General features: G+C 65.6%; 8 protein-coding genes. 5 read left to right on the forward strand and 3 right to left on the reverse strand.

The window, feature by feature from the left end; translation table 11 throughout:
* Nucleotides 1-6 precede the first annotated feature (6 nt).
* The gene (locus MFM001_RS07480; protein WP_116374612.1) at nucleotides 7-10,887 is read right to left on the reverse strand and encodes a type I polyketide synthase; all 10,881 of its coding nucleotides are present in this window, start codon (nucleotides 10,885-10,887) and stop codon (nucleotides 7-9) included.
* 292 nt (nucleotides 10,888-11,179) lie between these two features.
* Here MFM001_RS07480 and MFM001_RS07485 point away from each other — a divergent pair, with 292 nt between their 5' ends.
* The 5 genes from MFM001_RS07485 to MFM001_RS07505 are packed head-to-tail and all read left to right on the forward strand — an operon-like array spanning nucleotide 11,180 to nucleotide 19,175.
* The gene (locus MFM001_RS07485) at nucleotides 11,180-12,601 is read left to right on the forward strand and encodes a condensation domain-containing protein (protein WP_116374613.1); all 1,422 of its coding nucleotides are present in this window, start codon (nucleotides 11,180-11,182) and stop codon (nucleotides 12,599-12,601) included.
* A gap of 7 nt (nucleotides 12,602-12,608) precedes the next feature.
* Nucleotides 12,609-15,587, forward strand: a complete 2,979-nt coding sequence (locus tag MFM001_RS07490) for an RND family transporter (protein ID WP_192886877.1) — start codon at nucleotides 12,609-12,611, stop codon at nucleotides 15,585-15,587.
* Nucleotides 15,588-15,631: 44 nt separating this feature from the next.
* Complete coding sequence (gene pe, locus MFM001_RS07495) at nucleotides 15,632-16,750, forward strand: acyltransferase PE (protein WP_116374614.1); 1,119 nt, start codon at nucleotides 15,632-15,634, stop codon at nucleotides 16,748-16,750.
* A 9-nt stretch (nucleotides 16,751-16,759) separates the two neighbouring features.
* Nucleotides 16,760-18,493, forward strand: coding sequence for an AMP-binding protein (locus tag MFM001_RS07500; RefSeq protein WP_116374615.1), 1,734 nt, complete (start codon nucleotides 16,760-16,762; stop codon nucleotides 18,491-18,493).
* Between the two features lie 31 nt (nucleotides 18,494-18,524).
* The gene (locus MFM001_RS07505) at nucleotides 18,525-19,175 is read left to right on the forward strand and encodes a GAP family protein (protein ID WP_116374616.1); all 651 of its coding nucleotides are present in this window, start codon (nucleotides 18,525-18,527) and stop codon (nucleotides 19,173-19,175) included.
* Here the strand turns inward: MFM001_RS07505 and MFM001_RS07510 are convergent, their stop codons facing one another.
* Both MFM001_RS07510 and MFM001_RS07515 read right to left on the reverse strand, forming a co-directional pair.
* Nucleotides 19,176-20,036, reverse strand: a complete 861-nt coding sequence (locus MFM001_RS07510) for a ParB N-terminal domain-containing protein (protein ID WP_160118000.1) — start codon at nucleotides 20,034-20,036, stop codon at nucleotides 19,176-19,178. It abuts the gene before it with no gap.
* Between the two features lie 233 nt (nucleotides 20,037-20,269).
* Nucleotides 20,270-21,490: an enhanced intracellular survival protein Eis gene (locus tag MFM001_RS07515; RefSeq protein WP_371685387.1), complete on the reverse strand. Its 1,221-nt coding sequence runs from the start codon at nucleotides 21,488-21,490 to the stop codon at nucleotides 20,270-20,272.
* Nucleotides 21,491-21,519 lie beyond the last annotated feature (29 nt).

Below are 21,519 nucleotides of genomic sequence, written 5' to 3' on the forward strand. Positions count from 1 at the left end.
GAGCACCTAGTCTGATTCCGGCAGCTGACCGGCCAGGTACTCGGCGAGCCCGCCGATGGTCGGGTAGTCGAATACCGCGGTGGCGTTGATCGTGAACATGCCACCGAACTGGCTGTGCAACCGGTTTCGCAGCTCGATCGCCATCAGTGAATCCGTGCCCAGGTCCAAGAACCGGCTGGTTGCGGCGGGCGGTTGCGCGAGCCGCAGGAATCCCTGCACTTCGCGCTGCAGGAATTCGGTGATGAACGCGGCACGCTGCGCCACCGGTATCTCCTGCAGCTGCCGGAGCAACTCGGCATCCCCGGTAGACTCCCCGGCCGCACTCGGCAACACGAGGTCCAGAATCGGTGGCCGAGAACTGCCCAGCACCTTCAGGGCACGCTGCCAATTGGCCTTGAGGACGGTGGCCTGCGCAGTTCCGTTCGCGACGACCTCGGCCAGCGCGCCGAGGGCTGCCGACGGTTCCAGCGGAATCAGGCCCTGCGCAGTGAGATTGGCGCGCGCGGCCTCCGACGAGGCCATGCCGCCCTGTGCCCAGGGACCAAAATTGACACCGGTGGCCGGCAAGCCTCGGGCCTGCCGCTGGGCGACCAGCCCGTCGAGCAGCGCATTGGCGGTCGAGTAGTTGGCCTGCCCGGGTGAACCGAGCAAGCTGGACACCGAAGAGGACACGATGAAGAAGTCCAGATCATCATCGTTCGTCAGCCGATCCAAGTAGCAGGCACCGAATGCTTTGGCCGCCAGCGTCGTTCGGAACCGCTCCGGCGTCTGCTCAGAGAGCAGCGCGTCGTCGAGCACGCCCGCCAGATGCGCCACACCGGCCAGCGGCGGCAACTCCGCGCGAATCCGCTCCAGCAGCTTTTCCACTTCTGACTCGTCGCCGACGTCGGCCGTAAACGTGTGGATCCGGCAACGGTAGCGCTCGATGATGTCCTCGATGACCCGCTGCGCGTCCGCGTCGGGGGTGCGCCGGCTGGTCAGCACAATGTCACCGGCGCCGAGTTGGGCCAGATACGACGCCGTGTGCAGGCCAATCGCACCGAGTCCACCGGTGATCAGATAGCTGCGATCACCGCGCGGCTGTAGCGGTTTGGGCATTTGCAGCACGATCTTGCCGATATGGCGCGCCTGCTGCATGCGCCGAAACGCCGTCTTGGCCTCGGTCAGCGGGTAGATCTCGGCGGGCAGCGGCGTCCACTCGCCGCTGGCCAGCCCGTCCGACACCTCGCCCAGCAGGCGACGAATGCGCTCAGGCTCTTGCACGCAGGCCCAGTCCAACGCGACGATCTCGTAAGCGATATCGGGACGGGCCGCCGCCATCTGCTCCCGAGTCCAGATGTCGCGCTTGGCGATCTCGACGAAACGGCCATTCTGGGCGGTGGCCCGAACCGTCGCTTCGATGAACCCCTCGTTGGTCAGGCTGTTGAGCACCACGTCCACACCGGCACCGTCGGTGTCGGCGAGGATCTGATCGGCGAAATCCGTACTGCGCGAGTCGTAGACGTATTCCACTCCCAGCTTTCGCAGTGTCGCGCGTTTGTAGGTGCTCGCGGTGGCGAAGACGACCGCACCGTGCTGCTGGGCCATCTGGATGGCGGCCAAGCCCACACCACCACTGGCGGCGTGGATGAGCACCCGGTCGCCGGGTTTCAGCTGCGCCCAGTCGAACGCGAGCCGGACGGTGAGTGCCGCAGCGGGAATGGTCGCCGCCTCTATCGCACTCACGCCGTTGGGAATCGGCGCCAACAACTGGGCCGGCACGTTGAACCGGCTGGCGAACGCGCCCTGCATGAAACCGTAGACACGTTGGCCGATCTCGAGCCCGGTGACGCCGTCACCCAACTGTGTGACGACGCCGGCGAAGTCGCCGCCGAGCGGGCCCGGATCACCCGGGTAGAGGCCCAGCACATTCAGCACTTCCCGGAAGTTCAACCCACCGGCCTCGACCCTCACCTGTACACAGCCCTCGTCCGGCGGCGCCACTTCGGTCTCGCTCACCCGCAGGTTGTCGATCGCGCCGCGTTCAGTCGGCGCCAGGACGTAGTCGGCCGCACGCGGTATCGCGAGGTGACCGCTGCGTGACCATTGCAGCAACCTGGGCGTCAAGAACTTCCCTTGCCGCAGAGCGAGTTCGGGCTCGCCGGCCGGTGTACCAAGGAGGCCGGCCAGTGCGTGCACAGCTTCGTTCGAGCCGTCGTAATCGACGAGCCTGCAACGCAGAGCCGGTTCCTCATTGATGACGGTGCGCCCCAGTCCCCACAGCGCCGCCTGCACCGGATCGACCGGCTCGCCGGACTCGGTTGCCACGGCCCGTTCGGTGACGATCCACAGCCCGTTGGGAAGCTTGACCGCCTCATCGGCCTGCAGCGTATGCACCACGCTGAGCAGGTGGGCGATCTCGCTTTCCAGCCGCGCAGCAGCGTCAGCGGTCGACTCGTCTGCGCTCGCCCCGGCGCCGCGCCAGACAATCCCGGAGATCGGCATCCCGCGCTCGTGAGCCTGTGCAACCAGCTTCCCAGCCAGTTCTGGATCTGTCTTCCGGTCAAAAGAGATGCAGCCCGGCAGCTCGGCTGCGAGTTCGTCGAATCCGGCGACCAGCCATGTGCCACTGGCATTTCCGAGGCCCTCACCTGAGGGTGGGGGCGGCACCTCGTGCCAGCCGAGGCTATACAGCAGCCTGGTGGAATCGCCGCCGAGCCCCCGCAACAGCGCCTCCCGTGGCGCGCGCTTGACGGTGAACTCGCGAATCCCGCCCAGCTGGCGGCCATCTCGATCGACGAAATCGATATCGAAGACTTGCGTTTCGCTGTCGAGAGCGCTGGCATGCCACTTCCCGCGGCAATAGAACCGCCGGGGCATCTTCTCCCGCAACATCACTTGCCCGTACCGCAGCGGCAACAGCAGGTCGGTCAAACCCTGTTCGGCCGCGGTAATCGCCGGGAACGCCGGGAAGACAACGCCGGTGCACAGATCGAGCAGCACCGGGTGCATCGGCTCGGTTCCAAGGTGTTCGGCGAGTTCGTCGCCGGCGACGATATCGCCGATCGCCTCACCCTCACCAACCCACAGCGACTTCAAGGAACCGGACCAGGTGGTCCCCCATTCCAGCTCGCTGGCGGCAAAAGACTCGAACAGTTCCTGCGGACGCATGCGGTCCGACCGCTCGATCGCCGCCTCGATGGAGTCCGCCGGATCGGGTGCCGGCTCGTCATCGACACCGCTTACGACGGTGCCGTCGGCGTTCAACGACCATTCGGCATCACGGACGCCATACGGACGGCTGTTCACGCGGAAGCTCCACCCCCCGTCGTCGAGCGGATGCAACGTCAGCTGCACTTCGCGGGAGTCCTTCTCGGGCAGGACGATCGGCTCGTAGAAGATCACGTCTTTCACCCGCGCCGGCGGACCGACTGCGGCCAGGGCCATCGCCGCATACGTCGCCCCGGGAACGACCACGGTGCCGTAGATGACGTGATCGGAAAGCCACGGCTGCGACTTGACGGACAGCCTGCTGGTATACACAGAGTCGCCCGAGGCCAGATCCTTTGCGGTGCCGAGGATTCCGGATGCTGCGGCACCATCCACGGCGATACCGGAGGTCTTGGGCCAGAAGCGGCGGCGCTGGAACGGGTAGGTGGGCAACTCGAGCCTGCGGCGAGGCGCACGATGCAACGCATCGAACTCGGGGCGATGACCGCTGACATAGGCGCCCGCCAAGGCTTCTGCGATTTGACGCCGGTCACCTACGCCCTTGCGCAGAGAAACGATCGCACGCGGCGCGGCCAGGTGTTCCGGCCAGACCTGCACCGCCGCCCCGGTCAGCACGGGTTGCGGACCGATCTCCATCAGCACCGAGCATCCCAGCGCCGCGACGGTGCGCACGCTTTCGGCGAACTGCACCGGCTGGCGGGAATGCCGCCGCCAATACCCCGCGTCGAGTGGGGTTGCCGCGGTGAGCACGGTGCCGGTGCGGTTGCAGACCAGCGGCAACGTCGGCGCAGCGAACTGCAACCGCGCGGCGTACGACTCGAACTCGCCGAGTACCGGCTCCAGCAACTCCGAATGGAACGCGTGGCTGGTTTCCAGCCAGCTGCAGCGGATTCCGTCGTTGCCAAACGTTGCGACTATCTGCTCTAGATCTGCGCCGGGACCCGAGAGCACCGTGTTGGGGCCGTTGTAGGCCGCAACCGACACTCGGGGAAATTCGGTGGCGAGCGCCTCGACCTGCTTGGCGTCGGCGAACACCGCGACCATGCGCCCGCCTTCCGGCAGGCTGCCGAACAGCCGGCCCCGCTCGGCCATCAGCCGCGCCCCGTCCTCCATGCTGAATACCCCGGCCACACACGCCGCGGCGTATTGGCCGACGCTGTGCCCCAGCACCACATCGGGCTCGATGCCCCACGACTGCCATAGCCGGGCCAGGCCCATCTCGACGGCGAAAAGCGCCGGCTGGGCAAACGAGGTGTGCCGCAACGTTTCTGCGGTGTCCCTGTCGGCGGCGAACAGCACGTCCAGCAACGGTCGCGCCAGGATCTCGTTGGCTGCGTCCGCGCAGCGGGTCACCGCGTCAGCGAAAACCGGTTCGGCGTCGAACAATTCGCGCGCCATTCCGGGATGCTGGCTGCCCTGGCCGGTGAACAGCCACGCCGTCGTCGGCCGGTCAGCGCACTCGCCACGTAGCACACCGGGCCGCAGACGGTTGTCGGCCAAGTCGGCCAAGCCGTCTCGTGCTGTCCGGACGGAATCCACGACCAGCGCGGCCCGGTGTTCGAAATGCGATCGCCCCACCCCGGCCGTCAGGCACACGTCGACGATGTCGACGTCCGGGTGGCCGTCCAGCCAGGAGCCGTAGCGTTGCGCCAACGCCACCAACGCTTCTGGCGACCGCGCCGAGAGCGGCAGCACGCTCACCGCATCGTCGTGAGCGTCCGACTCGGGCTCGGTGGGGGCTGCCGGTTGCGGCGCCTCTTCGACCAGCACGTGCGCGTTGGTGCCGGTGAACCCGAACGAGCTGACGCCCGCACGTCGCGGCCTGCCGTTGGCCTGCCACGGAGTTGGCTTGTCCAGGACCTGCACGGGCAGTGAATCCCACGGGATGTGCGGCGACGGCTTGTCGAAGTGCAGGCTGGCCGGCAGCACTCCGTGTTGCAGCGACAACACGACCTTGATCAGACCTGCGGCCCCCGATGCCGACTCGAGGTGGCCGATGTTGGTCTTGACGGAACCCATCAGCAGTGGGCGGCCCGAGTCACGGCCGTCGCCGTAAACGGCGCCGGCGGCCTGCGCTTCGATCGGATCACCCAGCGGGGTACCCGTCCCATGCGCCTCGAGGTAATCGACGTCGCCGCCGGTCAGGCCGGCACGCGCCAGCGCCGTGGCGATAAGCCGTTGCTGTGCACCACCGTTGGGCACGGTCAAGCCGCTGGACGCGCCGTCCTGGTTGACCGCGCTGCCCGGGATCACCGCGGCAACCCGGTCGCCGTCGCGCACCGCGTCGCTGAGCCTCTTGAGCACCAAAATCCCGCAGCCTTCGCTGCGGACATAGCCGTCGGCGGAGGCGTCGAACGTCTTGCACCGCCCGACGGGCGAGAGCATCCTGGCGCGCGAGGCCGCGACCACCGTTACCGGGCTCAGTAGGACATTCACGCCGCCGGCCAGCGCCAGATCGCAGTCACCGGAATGCAATGCCTGGCAGGCCTGATGGACGGCGACAAGCGACGAGCTGCACGCGGTGTCGACCGCCACCGCCGGCCCTTCGAAGCCTAAGGCGAAAGCAACCCGACCGGAGATGGCATTGAGCGCATTGCCGGTGATGAAGTAGGGCTCGATTTTGTCGATCGACTCGGCGGACAGCAGATGGGCGTATTCGTTGGCGGCCACCCCCGCGAAGATGCCGGTTCGGCTGCCGCGCAAGGCAGATGGTGCATACCCGGCCCTTTCGAGGGCTTCCCAAACCGTTTCGAGCATCAGCCGCTGCTGCGGCTCGATCCAGACGGCTTCGCGCGGCGAGATGCCGAAGAATTCCGGATCGAATCCGTCGATCCCGTCGAGGAATCCGCCGAAGCGCGTGTAGGTCTTGCCCGCACTATCTGGATCCGGGTCGTAGAACTCGTCGATGTCGAACCGGTCCTCCGGGACCTCCCGGATGGCGTCTACACCGTCGGACAACACCTCCCAGAACGCTTCCGGATTGGGCGCGCCCGGGAAACGGCACGACACAGCAACGATCGCGATCGGCTCGTCGGTGCGTGTCGGTGCTACCGACGCCGGCTGGGGCGCTGAAGCTTTCTCGCCGAGCTCGAGCACGTCGCCGAGCAGGTAGTCCACGACGTTGGACAGACGCGGGTAGTCCATCGCCAGCGTCGCCGGGATTTCCTTGCCCACTCCTTGCTCGATGCGGCGCCGCAATTCCACGGCCATCAGCGAATCCATGCCGAGATCGAAAAATCCGGCGTCCTCCCGGATCTCCGCGGCGTCGACGCGCGTCACTTCTGCTACCGCGTCGCGCAGGTAATCCGTCATGAGCTTCCTGCGCTGCTGCACCGGAGCTGCTGCGAGCCGCTCGACCAGTTCCGGCTTGCCCGACGGCGTCGTCGCCGGTACCGCGCTGGGCACCTCGCGTTCCAACTCCGCCAGGAACCCGCGCCGGCCGGCCTGCTGGTAGAGCGGCAGGAAGCGGGCCCAGTCGATGCGGGCCACAACGGCTTGCCCCGACGACGCCATGGCATCGGCCATACCCGCGAGCGCATCGGCGGGCGATAGCGTTCGGACTCCGCGCTGATCCAGTCGCGCCCGAGCCTGGGCGTCGGCCATGCCCGCCGACCACGGACCGAAATTCACACTCAGCCCGGGAACGCCCCGCTCCCGCAGCCGCCAGGCCAGCCCGTCGAGGAAAGCATTAGCGGCGCCGTAGGCGGTCTGCCCGAAGCTTCCCCATACTGACGCGATCGAGGAGGTGCTCAGGAAAAAGTCCAGCTGCAGGTCAGCGGCCGCTTCGCTCAAATGCCAAGCACCCCAGACCTTCCCGGCGAAAACGCGGTCCAGCTCGGCATCGTCCGGGGCGCTCAGCGGGGTGTTGCCGACCTCGCCCGCGGCATGGACGATGCCGGCCAACGGCGGCAGTTCGGCCTGCACAGTGGCCAGCAGGCGTGCGACGTCGTGCGCGTCGGCGACATCGGCAGCAACGACCCGGAATTCGCAACCGTGTGCTTCGCTCAACGCGTCGATGCGTCGTTGTGCCGCTTCGCCGGGCGAGCGTCGGCCGGTCAACACCAGATGACGGGCGCCGTGCGCGGCCAGGTATCCGGCAATTTCCAGCCCGAGCGAACCGAGCCCTCCGGTCACCAGATATGTTGCGTCACCGCGCAGTGCCGGTGTTGTGGCGCTGGGCTGTCCATCGCGTCGAACCAGCCGTGGCACGTAGACCGTCTGATCACGCAGGGCCAGTTGGTCTTCCCTGATGGCCGACTCGCGTGCGGGGGCACCTACCTGATCGAGCAGCCGCGACCATTCCTCGGCGGTGCCGTCGGCCAGATCCACCAGTCCGCCCCATACCTGGGGATGCTCCAGTGCGGCGGCACGGCCGAACCCCCAGAGGCAGCTCTGATCCGGCGACAGAGTGTCGGCGTCGGTGACACGCTGCGCGCCGCGGGTCACCAGCCAAATCGGTGTGCGCACTTCGGCTGCGACCGCGGCGCGGAAGAGTCGGCGTGTCCCGCGCAGGATTTGGTGTTGCATCCGCAACAGCGACTGCATCGACGGTGCGGTGTCGGGGCCGACGGCCGCGACATGCAGGATTCGTAGTGCCGGTTCGTCTTCCGCCGCAGCGCGCAGCGCGGTCGCAAGCTGTTCCTCTTCCGCGTCGGACATCGGCAACCCGAGGGTTCGATAGTGGTATCCGCGCGCGCTCAACGCGTCAACCAAAGGCTGAACTACGTCGGGATCGTCGCCGACGACGAGCCACGTGGATCCCTCGCCGGCGCCTGCACCGGCGATCGCGGATTTCTCCCACCGGAACTCGTAGCGGGCATCCGAGATCGACTGGGTTTTACGCTGCCGATTGTGTTGTGCGGCAAGCTTTGCCAACACGCTCAGGGTCTGGTGATCGTCGCTCGCGCCGTCGATCAGGGCCGCGAGCTCCTCGATCCGGCCATCCTCGAGGAGCCGAACGGCCTGCGACTGCGCCGCGCCGTTTTGTTGTTGGTCACGGTTGGGTCGATTGTCTCGGAACGAGTACTGGCGACGCTGGAATGGGTAGGTCGGCAGGTCGAGCTTGCGCGCCGGGCCCAGGACAGCGCCGAAGTCGGGCTGGTGGCCCAAAACGTACGCGTCGGCAAGGGCTTCGGTGATCTGTCGGTGGTCGGCGGTGTTGCGGCGCAATGACGCGATTGCCCGCGGTGTGGTTGCTGGGTCAGGCCATGCCCGCATAGATGCGGCGGTGAGCACCGGCTGCGGGCCGATCTCCAACAGCACTTTGCAGCCCAGATCGGCCAGGGTGCGCACGCTCTTGGCGAATTCCACCGGCTGCCGCGCGTGGCGGCGCCAGTAGTTGCCGTCCAGCTTCACGCTCCGGCCCACTGTGCCGCCGGTGCGGTTGCAGACCAGAATGCGTTGTGGCGAACTGAAGTTGAACTGGTTCGCATAGGACTCGAAGTCGTCGAGGATCGGATCGAGCAGCGCCGAGTGGAATGCGTGGCTGGTCTCGAGCCAGTCACACCGGACACCGTCGGCCTGAAGCGCCGACACCGCCTGCTCCAGATCCTGTGCGGGTCCTGACAATACGGTGTTCGCGCCGTTGTAGGCGGCCACCGACAGGCTCGGGAACTCGTCGGTGAAGCTCTCCACCCGCTCGGCGGCGGTGAACACCGCGGCCATCCGGCCGCCCGCGGGCAAGCTGCCGAAAAGGCGGCCGCGCTCGGCCATCAGCAGCATGCCGTCTTCGAGGCGCAGCACGCCCGCGACACATGCCGCCGAGTACTGGCCGACGCTGTGGCCCAGCACCACGTCGGGTTCGAAGCCCCAGGACTGCCACAGCCGGGCCAGGCCCATCTCCACCGCGAACAGCGCAGGCTGGGCGTACGACGTTTGTCGCAGCGTGTCGTCGTTGCCCGGGCCGAAAATCACGTCGAGCAAGGGTTTTTCGAGAACGTCAGCGACCACTTCTGCGCACCGGGTCAGAGTCTCGGCGAAAACCGGCTCGGTGTCGAACAACTCGCGGGCCATGCCCGGGTACTGGCTACCCTGACCGGTGAACAGCCACGCCGTTTTCGGCGCGTCGTCGGATACTCCGCGCACCAAACCGGGCGCCGGGCGGTCGTCGGCGAGTGCAGCGAGCAACTCGCCGACAGATTCTCGCGAGTTGACCACCAACGCGGCCCGGTGCTCCACGTGTGCTCGTCCCACCCCGGCGGTAAAGCAGACGTCGGCCAACGTGGCCTCCGGGTGTGAGCTCAACCAGGTGCGGTATTGATCGGCAAGCTGCACCAAAGCGGCGGGGGTGCGCGCCGACAGCGGAAGTATGCGGAAGCGCCGCTGGTCGACCGGAAGCGGTGCCACAGCGGGCTCGGCCGGCTCCTCGGGCGCTTCGGAGAGGATGACGTGTGCGTTGGTCCCGGCGAACCCGAACGAGCTGACGCCCGCAATACGCGGCTGCCCGTTGCGTTCCCAGGCAGTCGCCTCCTGCACAACCTGCAGCGGAAGCCGGTCCCAGGGAATGTGCGGCGACGGATTGCGGAAATGCAGGTGCCCTGGCAGCAACCCGTGCTCAAGTGACAGGACCACCTTGATGACACCTGCGATCCCGGCGGCGGCTTCCAGATGCCCGATGTTCGTTTTCACCGAGCCGATCAACAGCGGCCGGCTCGCGTCGCGCCCGACGCCGAGCACCGCACCCGCGGCCTGGGCCTCGATCGGATCGCCCAGCGATGTCCCAGTCCCATGCGCCTCCAGGTACTCGACGTCGCTGGCCGCCAGACCGGCGCGCTTCAGCGCCTCGGCGATAACCCGTTGCTGGGCACCACCATTCGGCACCGTCAAGCCGCCCGATGCGCCGTCCTGGTTGACCGCGCTGCCCCGGATCACGGCGCGGATCCGGTCGCCGTCGCGAATCGCGTCCTCGAGCCGCTTGACGACAATGACACCGCAACCCTCGCCGCGGACATAGCCGTCTGCAGCCGCGTCGAATGTCTTGCACCGGCCGTCGGGTGCGAGCATGTGCGCACTGGAAAAAGTGATCATCGTTGCGGGCGTGAGCAAGACGTTCGCGCCGCCGGCCAGCGCAAGGTCGCATTCCCCCAAGCGGAGCGCTTGGCATGCCTGGTGGATTGCCACCAACGACGAGCTGCACGCCGTGTCGACGGCGACCGCCGGGCCCTGCAGCCCCAACCGGTAGCTGATCCGCCCGGCCGCGGCGGCGTTCGACGTACCGATCGCCATATAGGCTTCGATTTCGGAATAGGTCAGCTCGTCAGATGCCATCCCCAGGTAGTCGTGCGTGGACAACCCGACGAATACACCGGTGTTGGTATTCGCCAAAGCCGTTGGCGCGGTGCCCGAATGCTCCACCGCCCGCCACGCCGTCTCCAGCAAGATCCGATGCTGCGGGTCCATCAACCTGACCTCGCGCGCCGACATGCCGAAAAACGGCGCGTCGAACCCCGTTACGTCGTCGACGAAACCTGCCCGCCGGGTCACCACCTTGCCGGGTGCGTCGGGATCCGGGTCGAAGAATTCATCGGCATCCCACCGCTCCTGCGGCACCTCCGATACCGCGTCCCGGCCGTGCCGCAGCACGTCCCAAAACTCGTCCGTGTTCGCAGCACCCGGGAAGCGCGCCGCGTAGCCGACGATCGCGAAACTTGACTGCTGCTCGCCTTCGGCGGATGCCATACGGCTGTCCCTCTCTGTTGGGGCGGTGACGATTCGGTCGTCGCGCACGTCCGCGCGGCTCGGTCGCGCATCAGAATTGCTGCCGCGGGCCAGGATTGCAAGTGCGTTGCCGGCACCGGTGCCGCGCACCGTACCGCAGGGTATGGCTGGTGGACAAGCGTTCCGTGCCGGGTGATTTAGCGCGTGCGGTCTGGAGCGACTGACACTGGGCGACACCCAGTGCGAAGAACGCTATGTTGGTCTCGCCGCCAGCCTGACCGGACGAGCCGATCACACCGAGGAGGACGAAGTCTTGCGCATCGGGAAGATTACGATCGGCTCGCTCGGCGATTGGACATTAACCCCAGGCGTCGTCACTTCGTGGCACCCGACGGACATGGCTCTGGCAAAGGTCCGGCAAGCACCGGTGAGCTCGGTGCCAGTCAGTTACATGCAGGGCCAACATCTTCGCAACTATCACGAACGGACATCCGCGGGGCTGGACTTCTCCCGACAAATCATCGCCACCTGCGAAGTGCCCGGCCAGTGCGACATTTCGGCCATGAATGAGGCCCTCAACGCATACCTGCGCCGGCATGACACGTTCCGCAGCTGGTTCGAGCGCGCCGGCGATGGCGAGTTCGTCAGGCATACCCTGCGCGATCCCGCTGATATCGAGTTCGTGCCCCGCAAGCACGGCCAGATGACGGCTGACGAGATACGTGCGCATGTCGTGGCCATACCGAATCCGCTGGAATGGGGCTGTTTCAGCTTCGGGATTGTCCAAAGCGAAAGCTTCTTCACGTTCTTCGCCGCGATGGATCACGTCCATGGCGACGCGACGTTGATCGGCACGACGATGCTCGAGGCCAACGGCATGTATTCGGCGTTGAGCGCAGGCGGTGAGGCCCTTGCGCTTCCCGAGGCCGGCAGTTACGACGACTTCTGCACCCGCGAACGCCAGTACACCTCAACGTTAACCGTAGATTCACCTGAGGTGCGCGCGTGGATCGAGTTCGCCGAGAACAACAATGGCGGCTTTCCCGAGTTCCCGCTGCCCTTGGGTAACCCGTCGGAGCCGTGCGGCAGCGCGATGGTCTCCGAGCTCCTGATGGACGCCGAGCAGACGGAGCGATTCGAATCAGCCTGCTCAGCGGTGGGCGCGCGCTTCGTCGGCGGCTTGTTCGCCTGCATCGCGCTGGTGGAGCACGAGTTCACCGGTGCTCTCACGTATTACGGTCTTACTCCCCGGGATTCCCGCACCGCCGCGGACAATTTCATGACGCAGGGCTGGTTTACCGGCCTGATCCCGATCACTGTGCCGATAGCTGCGGCCTCATTCGGCGAGGCCGCATGGTCGGCGCAGGCTTCCTTCGACTCTGGTCTGGACATGGCGAAGGTGCCGTATTACCGCGTCTTGGAATTGGTGCCGTCGCTGCGCTGGCCGCAACCGAACTTCCCGGTGTCGAACTTCTTTCATGGCGGCGCCGCTCCGCTCAACGCCGTGCTCGCCGCTGCTGACCTGGGTCTTGCCAACAACATCGGGATCTACTCCGACGGCCGGTACTCATATCAGCTGACCATCTACATATTTCGGTACGGGGAAGGCACGGTGATGGCGATCATGCATCCCGACAACCCCGTCGCCGAAAAATCCGTCACCCGTTACATGGAGGCGATGAGGTCCGTGTGTGTTCGCGTCGCCGGCAGCGGGCACTGGGGACGCGTCGCATGAGGGCGGTATGCAGCGGCTAGCCGATTTTGTGGTGCGGTGGCCCTGGGTCGTGATCGGGATCTGGGTCGCCGTTGCGGTGGCGCTGCCACTGACGGTCCCATCGCTGGGCGAGATGGCCCAGAAGCACCCGCTCGCTATCTTGCCCAGCGATGCACCGTCGAGCGTCACGGCCCGAAAGATGACCGAGGCGTTTCACGAATCGGGCTCAGAGGATCTCCTGCTGGTAGTCCTGACCAACGACAAAGGGCTTGGCCCCGCCGACGAAGCCACCTACCGCAAACTGGTAGACGCGCTGCGCCGGGACACCCGAGATGTCGTGATGTTGCAGGATTTCGTCAGCACGCCGCCGCTGCGTTCGGCCGTGACCAGCAAGGACCGCAAGGCATGGGTGCTGCCGGTCGGCGTTGCAGGCGAGTTGGGCACTCCACAGTCCTACGCCGCTTTCAACCGCATCAGCGAAATCGTCGAAAACACAGTCGCCGGAACATCGCTGACCGCAAACATCACCGGCCCGGCGGCAACCGTGGCCGACCTGACTGTCGCGGGCAATCGGGATCGCATGCCAATCGAGCTGGCGATCGCGGTATTGGTGCTCATCGTCCTGCTGGTGGTCTACCGCAGCGCGGTCACCATGCTGCTGCCGTTGCTGACGATCGGGTTGTCGCTGGTGATCGCGCAGGCCGTGGTAGCCGGATACTCCCAACTGACGGGTTCGGGCGTCTCGAACCAATCCATCGTATTTCTGAGCGCGATAATGGCCGGCGCCGGAACGGATTACGCGGTCTTCCTGATCAGCCGCTATCACGACCATCTGCGGTCGGGGGCATCGTTCGACCAGGCGGTCAAGCGGGCGATGATCTCGATCGGAAAGGTGATCGCCGCTTCGGCGGCCACCGTCGGCATCACTTTTCTGGTCATCAGCTTCGCCCGGATGGGCGTGTTCAAGACTGTCGGAACGTCGTCGGCGATCGGGATCGGCGTGGCATTCCTTGCGGCCGTGACGTTGCTGCCGGCGATTCTGGTGCTGGCCGGGCCACGCGGCTGGGTCAAGCCGCGGCGCGAGCTGACCGCGCGGTTCTGGCGGCGTTCCGGCATTCGCATTGTGCGCAGGCCGAAGGTCCATCTGGTTGCCAGCTTGCTTGTGCTGATTGCGCTGGCCGGCTGCGCCGCCTTCGTGCGCTACAACTACGACGACCGCAAGGCCGTGCGGGCTTCTGCGCCGAGCTCGATCGGATACGCGGCGCTGGATCGGCACTTCCCGGTGAATCAGTCGATTCCGGAATACATCCTGGTCTCCTCCCCGCATGACCTGCGCACGCCGCAGGCACTTGCGGACTTGGAGCAGATGGCCCACCGAGTCAGTCAACTGCCGAATATCGCTGCGGTCAGCGGCATCACCCGTCCCACGGGAGCTGTGCCGAACGAATTCAAGGCCACGTATCAGGCGGGCGCCATCGGCACCGTCCTGGCCGACGGATCCACGCTGATCAACGACCACACCGACGACCTCAACCGCCTGGCGGACGGAGCCGGCACGCTGGCCGACAATCTCAACCACGTGCGCGGCCAGGTCAGCCGGCTCGCGGCCAGCGTCCAGAACCTGGTCGACTCCTTCTCGTCGATGAAAGACCAATACAGCGGCGACGCTTTGGTCAAGCAGGTCGACACCGCGGCCAAGCTCGTCGACCACGTCAACTCGCTCAGCAACAACATGGGCTGGAACTTTTCGGCCGGCAAGAATATGTTTGCCTGGATAGGCCCGGTGTTGACTGCGCTGCAGGGCAATCCGGTCTGCGATCTCGACGAATCGTGCAGCGCCACCCGCGGCACATTCGAGCGGCTGACCGGTGGACGCGATCAGGAAGACCTCGACGCGATCAGCGACCTATGGGGGCAGCTGCAGTCTTTCCCGGACAAAAAATCGCTGAACGCCTCGGTGGACCGCGTGCGTGGGGCACTCACCAACCTCACCAAGGTGATGCATTCCATGGGCATGGACCAACCCGGTGGCCTGCAGGCAAACCTGAGCAGCATGCAAGACGGCGCAAACCGATTCGCCGGTGGGAGCAGGCAGGTGGCCGACGCGGTGACACAACTCGTCGACCAGGTCAAACAACTGGGTGCCGGGCTCGATCAGGCGTCGGCCTTCTTGTTGTCGCTGAAACGTGATGCCGCGCAACCGGCAATGGCCGGGTTCAACATCCCGACGCAGGTGCTGCACCTCAAGCAGTTCAAGAACGCCGCCAAGATCTTCATCTCGCCGGACGGCCACTCCGCGCGTTACCTGGTTCAAACCAAACTCAATCCGTTCAGCAGCGAAGCCATGGACCAGGTCAACACGATCACCCAGACCGCTCGGGGAGCCCAACCGAATACCACATTGGCGGACGCCACGATATCGATGGCGGGATACACCGTCGGGCTCAAAGACACCCGCGACTACTACCGGCACGACATCCGGTTCATCATCGCGGTCACTCTCATCGTCGTGCTACTGACCCTGATGGCGCTCCTGCGTGCGATTATCGCACCGCTGTATCTGGTTGCTTCCGTGGTCGTTTCGTACCTGTCCGCGGTGGGCGTCGGCACGCTGGTATTCCAATTCATCCTCGGCCAGCAGTTACATTGGAGCGTGCCGCCACTGGCCTTCGTGGTCTTGGTCGCGGTGGGCGCCGACTACAACATGCTGCTCGTCTCGCGAATGCGCGACGAGTCTCCGAACAGCATGCGTTACGGCATCATCCGCACTCTGAGTTCGACCGGCGGCGTGATCACCGCGGCGGGTCTGATCTTCGCTGCGTCGATGTGCGGACTGTTGTTCTCCAGCATCGGCACCGTGGTCCAGGGTGGTTTCGTGATCGGTGTGGGAATTTTGCTGGATACCTTCGTAGTTCGCACGATCACGGTTCCGGCTATCGCTGCGCTCGTCGGCCGGGCGAACTGGTGGCCGTCACGTCTCGGGGCGCGGGTTAGCGAGCACACCTGATGTGTGTGAAACTACGAGGCGATGCCGAGCGATCAGGAGTAGGGATGAAAAAACTCCTCGCAGGAGTCACGGCGCTGGTAACTGTCGGCGCCACAGGCTATTTCGGCGTCAGGACTGCCTCGGCTGACGACACACCTGTCGGCGGGCCGCCCACCCCCGGCGCACCGGGCGATCAGACCGCGTTCGCCCTCGGCGGCGCCCATGTTCTCGGCATCCCCTACGACGAGTACATCCGCCAGGAGGGAGCCCAATGGTTCCCCGGCCAGAAGCGCGAAATCGTCCGCTACCCGGCAGGCCAGGTCCAGGGCCACGTGCTGGAACGACTCTTCCCGGGCATCGGCAAGGTCGGCGAAGAACTGCTCCCCGGCCTGGGTCTGGACGGCCCCAGTGTCGGCGAGTCCGTCGACGTGGGAGTAGACAACCTCGATGCGGCGATCCGCACCGGTCGCCCCGGCACGGCAATCGGCTTGTCCGAGGGCGCTTTCGTGGTCGACGGCGAGCAGGCCCGGCTGGCCCATGACCCGGCCGCTCCCCCGTCGGACACCCTGAACTTCGCGACGTTCGGCGACCCGGTCGGGCGCCACGCCTTCGGGGAGAGCTTCCTAACCGCCATGTTCCCGGTCGGCACCGTCGTTCCCGCGCTCGACTACACCATGCAACCGCCCTATGAGAGCCAGTACGACACATACCGGTTCGTGGCAGCGTACGACTCGATCGCGGACTTCCCCGACCGTCCGGACAACTTGTTCGCCCTGGGCAACACGCTGATGGGCCTCGCAACCGGTCACACAGCGGTGGCCTTCACGAACCCCAGCATGGTGCCGCCGCAGAACATCCGGACGACGATCAACTCGCGGGGCGCCAGGGACACGACGATCATGGTCCCGGAAAAGCACCTTCCGCTTGTCATGCCCCTGGCCTACATCGGCATCCCGGAAGACACGCTGAACAAGCTCGACGCGATCCTGATGCCCCGGGTGAACGCGGGCTACTCCCGAAACGACGACCCGGCGACCGCGCCGGTTCAGGTGGACCCGGTGCACGGCTTCGACCCGGCGGAAGTCACCGCGCCGGCCAACCAGGCGACATTCGGCGGCGGCGCCGACCCGCTCTCGCAGATCCTCAGCGGTGCCATGTCCGTGTTGTCGCACGGGAAGGGCTGACGACACACTATGTCTGCGCCATCGATTCTTTCCATGCTGCACGGACGTGCCAGCCTGCGGCCCAACGACATAGCGTTCACCTTCACGAATTACGAAGACGACCAGTCGGGTGCGCCCGAGAGTCTGACGTGGTCGCAGTTGTCCCGCCGAACACACAATGTGGCCCGCGAGCTCAGCTTTCACGGGTCGGCCGGAGACAGGGCGGTCATCCTGGCTCCCCAGTCCCTTGAATACATTGCGGCTTTCCTGGGATCCATGCAGGCCGGTTTGATCGCGGTCCCCCTCCCGTTGCCCCACCGCGGCTCGAGCCACGAGCGGGTAGGCGCGGTCCTTGTCGATACGTCGCCCTCCGTTGTTCTCACCACGTCTGCTGTCGCCGACGATGTCGCCCAATACGTCGACGACGCACGCATGGACTCGGTGCCAAAGATCGTCGAAATCGATTCGATGAATCTGGACGCGGATCCCGAAGCAAACGTTCGGACAGCAGATTTGCCGAGCACCGCGTATTTGCAGTACAGCTCGGGCTCGACCCGACTGCCGACCGGGGTGATGGTCTCGCACCGCAACCTGCAGGCTAATTTCGAGCAGCTGATGCGCAGCTTCTTCGCCGACCGCAAAGCCCCGTCGGTTGCGACGATCGTGTCGTGGTTGCCCTTCTACCACGACATGGGGTTGGTGCTGGGAGTCTGCGCACCAATCCTGGGCGGCTATCGCGGCGAGCTGACGAGTCCGGTTTCGTTCTTGGAGCGACCGGCCAGATGGGTTCAGGCGCTGGCCCGCAACCCTCGCGCGTGGTCAGCGGCGCCCAACTTCGCCTTCGACTTGGCCGCCCGCAAAACAGCCGACGCTGACCTGGCCGGTCTCGACCTCGGGGACGTGCTGGGCATCATCAGCGGCGCCGAACGTGTCGAGCCGGCCACACTACAACGCTTCGTCGATCGGTTCGCGCACTTCAATTTTCGGGACCACATGTTGCGTCCCTCCTATGGCTTGGCGGAGGCAACCGTCTTCGTGGCGACCGGCACCTGGAGTGAGTCGTCGCCGGCAGTTCATTTCGACAGCGAAAAGCTGGGCGAGAACCGCGCGGAGCGGTGTGCGGCCGGCACCGGCACAACGCTGGTCAAATACCAACTGCCGCAATCCCCCATGCTGCGGATCGTCGACGTCGACGCGCACCGCGAGTGCCCGCAAAACGTGGTCGGCGAGATCTGGGTGCACGGCGACAACGTCGCCGAGGGCTACTGGCGTAAACCGCCCGACGAGCAGCGCTGTTTCGGCGCAACGCTCGCCGACCCTTCGCCGGGCACGCCGCACGGACCCTGGCTGCGAACCGGCGACCTCGGTTTTGTCCACGAGGGTGAGTTGTTCATTGTGGGACGCATCAAGGATCTGCTGATCATCCGCGGGCGTAATCACTATCCCGAGGACATCGAGACGACGGTCCAAGAGATCACGGGTGGCCGGGTCGCGGCGATATCGGTTCCGGTGAACAGCACCGAGAAGCTGGTCACCGTCATCGAACTCAAGAAGCGCGGCGCGGCCAACGAGGACGCGACGCAGTGGCTCACCAGCATCAAAAGCGACGTCACCTCCGCGATATCCAACGCACACGGTTTGAATGTCGGGGACCTTGTTCTGGTCCCGCCCGGTTCGATTCCCACCACGACGAGCGGCAAGATTCGGCGCGCCGCCTGCGTCGAGCAGTACCGGCGGGACCAATTCACCCGGTTGGACGCCTAGCGGGCCGCGCGGGGCGCACCCCGAAATACCAATGCTGGTCACTGTTCTGGTCATGGCCCTGGCCGTTAGCGTCGAACCATTCCGGGTCGGTATGACGGTGCTGATGCTGAACAGGCCGCGGCCCGCGCTGCAGCTTCTGGCGTTTCTCTGCGGCGGTTTCGTGATGGGAACAACCGTGGGTCTGGCTGTGCTGTTCGTCTTTCGGCGCAGCCTGCTCGGGTCTACCTACGTCACAGTGCCCAAAGTTCAGATCCTGATCGGGCTCTTGGCGCTGTCGATCGCAGTACTCGTAGCCATGGACATCCGCGGGCGGTTGGGTTCGCGCCCGGCACGGTTGGCGACGCCGGGCAGGCGCCTGCTGAACGGGAATTCGCTGTCGGTCGCAGGGATCGCCGGTCTCGGCATCGCGTTGCCGTCGGTCGACTACCTTGCCGCGCTGGCGGTCATCCTCGCCTCCGGCGCGGCAGCGCTGACGCAGGTCGCCGTGCTGTTGATGTTCAACGTCGTGGCATTCGCGCTCATCGAGATTCCGTTGCTGGCCTACCTGCTAGCGCCCGAAGCGACCGCCAGATCGGTGGCTGCGCTGCACAACTGGATTCGATCGCGGCGGCGCCGCGACGTCGCGCTTCTGCTGGCCGCGTTGGGCGCTGCGTTCGTCGCGGTCGGTGTGGCTGGGCTCTAGTTACGAAGCGTCGAACTGGTCCGCGATTTCTTGCCAAGCGCGAGCGTACTTTCTCGCTATTTCAGCGATGGTGCCTGAGCAGTGGATCGGAACGGCTTCAGCGAACTCATTACAGGCGCTAATTGCCACCACGACGGTGGACAGCAGCCGCAGCAGCGCACGCCCTCTCTCGGAGGATCGGACTGACGGATCTTTTCTCAGTCTTTGGAGAAGATCGTGCCCCGGTTGTTCAGAGCGTTGCCTCGAATTATTGGCCAGATTGCCAGGCAGAGGATTCTCGCCTTTGCCGATACGCTGGCGCACATCGCGCGCTGTGCTGACCGAGACACCCGCTTCGCGTGCTATTTCCCGTAGGGACGCGCGCGGATTCATCGACAAATATTTGGCGGCGCGTCGCCGGCCATTGACCGGACTGGCCGGCCGGAGCTTTCCGTCGCGGCCGAGCCGGTGACCCAACTGGGAAATTTCCTCAGTTGTACACCCACGCAATTTGCCTACCGTTTTGTTCGAGACTCCGGTGATCAGCGCAATGGACCGATCTGACCAGTGAGGGTAAGATCGCACGATTCGGCGCGCCGCGGCCTTTCTCTCGGCAAGGGTCAGCGGCAGGCCATGGGTTACATTCAAATGGACGGCGAGCGCGAAAGCCTCGGCGTCACTACCCTCGAAAAACCTCGCCGGTATCGTGACATCACCGCGCAATTCGGTTGCGCGTAGCCGATGCACACCGTCGATCACCCACATCGAGGTCCGATGAACCACTATCGGAGGCAACGGCAATGGTGATTGGGCCAAGATCTTGACGTAGTGCTCGTTGATTTTGCTCTTGCGGGGCGTATACGAATTGCGAATCGACGCCACCGAAACATTCTCGACGGGCAAAGAGCCACTTCGTCGAGCCCACGACAGCGGGTCCGAGTTACCGTACGCGTCCATCAGACCGTGAGACGGACTTCCGGTGACCACAGCAATGCCACATTGATGAACATGTCCTCGCGTACTTACTCTCGAGTAGGTTACTCTAGAGTAAGTACCGCAGCACGGAGCGATTGTCAACGCCGCCCGCGACCACAGCGCGCGGCGAGCGCCAAACTTCAGAAGCCGAACCCCAATTGGGCGGGTACATCGCTGGCGAACGCCGCTTCGAGTCGTCGCACCAGCGCAGAATCCTTGGCGCGCAACCTGTTCGCCGCGGCCAGGGCCGACGGGTGATGCGCACCCAGGTACAGGCTGCCCAGCACGTCGAGGTCCATCTCGACCTCGGCCGGCGCGTCGCTGGCCGCACATCGTGCGCGACCGTCGCGAATCTCCAGCGCGAACCGGCCGCCGCCGGACAACTCGAGCACGGTGTGCAGATCCGCCTGGTAGGTACGGGCCTCCAGGGCGGCGGGGACGTCCATGATCCGCAACCACAAATCGTCCTGGCGTCCGGTGCTGCGGGCCAGCCGACTGTCGGTTAACAGGTAGGGCAGCGGGTCGGCCGGATGAGTGTCGACGGTGACGGTTTCGATCAGGTCCAGCCCCAGCAGCGTGCGCCACAGCGCAATGTGCGCGTCGGTGGTCGCCGCCTTGAGCTCGCTCACCCGCGCGACGCGCCGATCGTCGCTGTGCACTCGGTACAGCGCGTAGCCATCGGGATGCACGAACGCAAACCACGGGGTGCCGCCGCGGCGGGTGGTCTCCCGGTCGGCCAATAGCTCGTCCCACAACGCTTGCGGACGCTCCAACCCGCCCGGTGTTCGGCGGCGCCATCGCTCGTAGATGGCGGCGAGATCGTCGCGGTGCTGCGCGGGCCTGACCAGGCGGACACCGCCGGGGTCGGGCGCCTCGTCGTGGAAGCGCGCGAAGCGGCGATCGATGGTCAGTTCTTGTTCGATGGTGGCCGGGCCGTAGCCGAACCGCCCGTAGATGCCGCCCTCGCTGGCAGTCAACGCCGCCATCGGATACCCCGAATCGGTTATGCGGCTGTGTAATTCGGTGAGCATCGCTCGCAGCAGGCCGCGCCGGCGATGGGTCGGTGCGACGGACACCCCGCTGAGCCCCGCGGTGCGCAGTACCGCTCCGCCCGGCACGGTGAGCTGCAGATCGAGATACACCGCAAACCCGACGACGGCCTCGTCTAATGAGCGGTCACACACCACCACCGCGGCGTCGGCGGGCGTCAGAGCGCGCCAGGCGGACATGGAATCCGGGTGGGTGGACACGCCGAAATTGGTGTCGTCCAGCAGCAGGATCGCCGGCCAGTCGTCGTCGGTGACCGTGCGCAGCGTCAGGGGCTCGGGCAACTCGGCGGACACGGAATTCGACAGTGGCACAAACAGCGGCCGACCGCATCCGAATATCG

This window comes from Mycobacterium sp. MFM001, from assembly GCF_003402475.1.
Taxonomy (GTDB): Bacteria; Actinomycetota; Actinomycetes; order Mycobacteriales; family Mycobacteriaceae; genus Mycobacterium.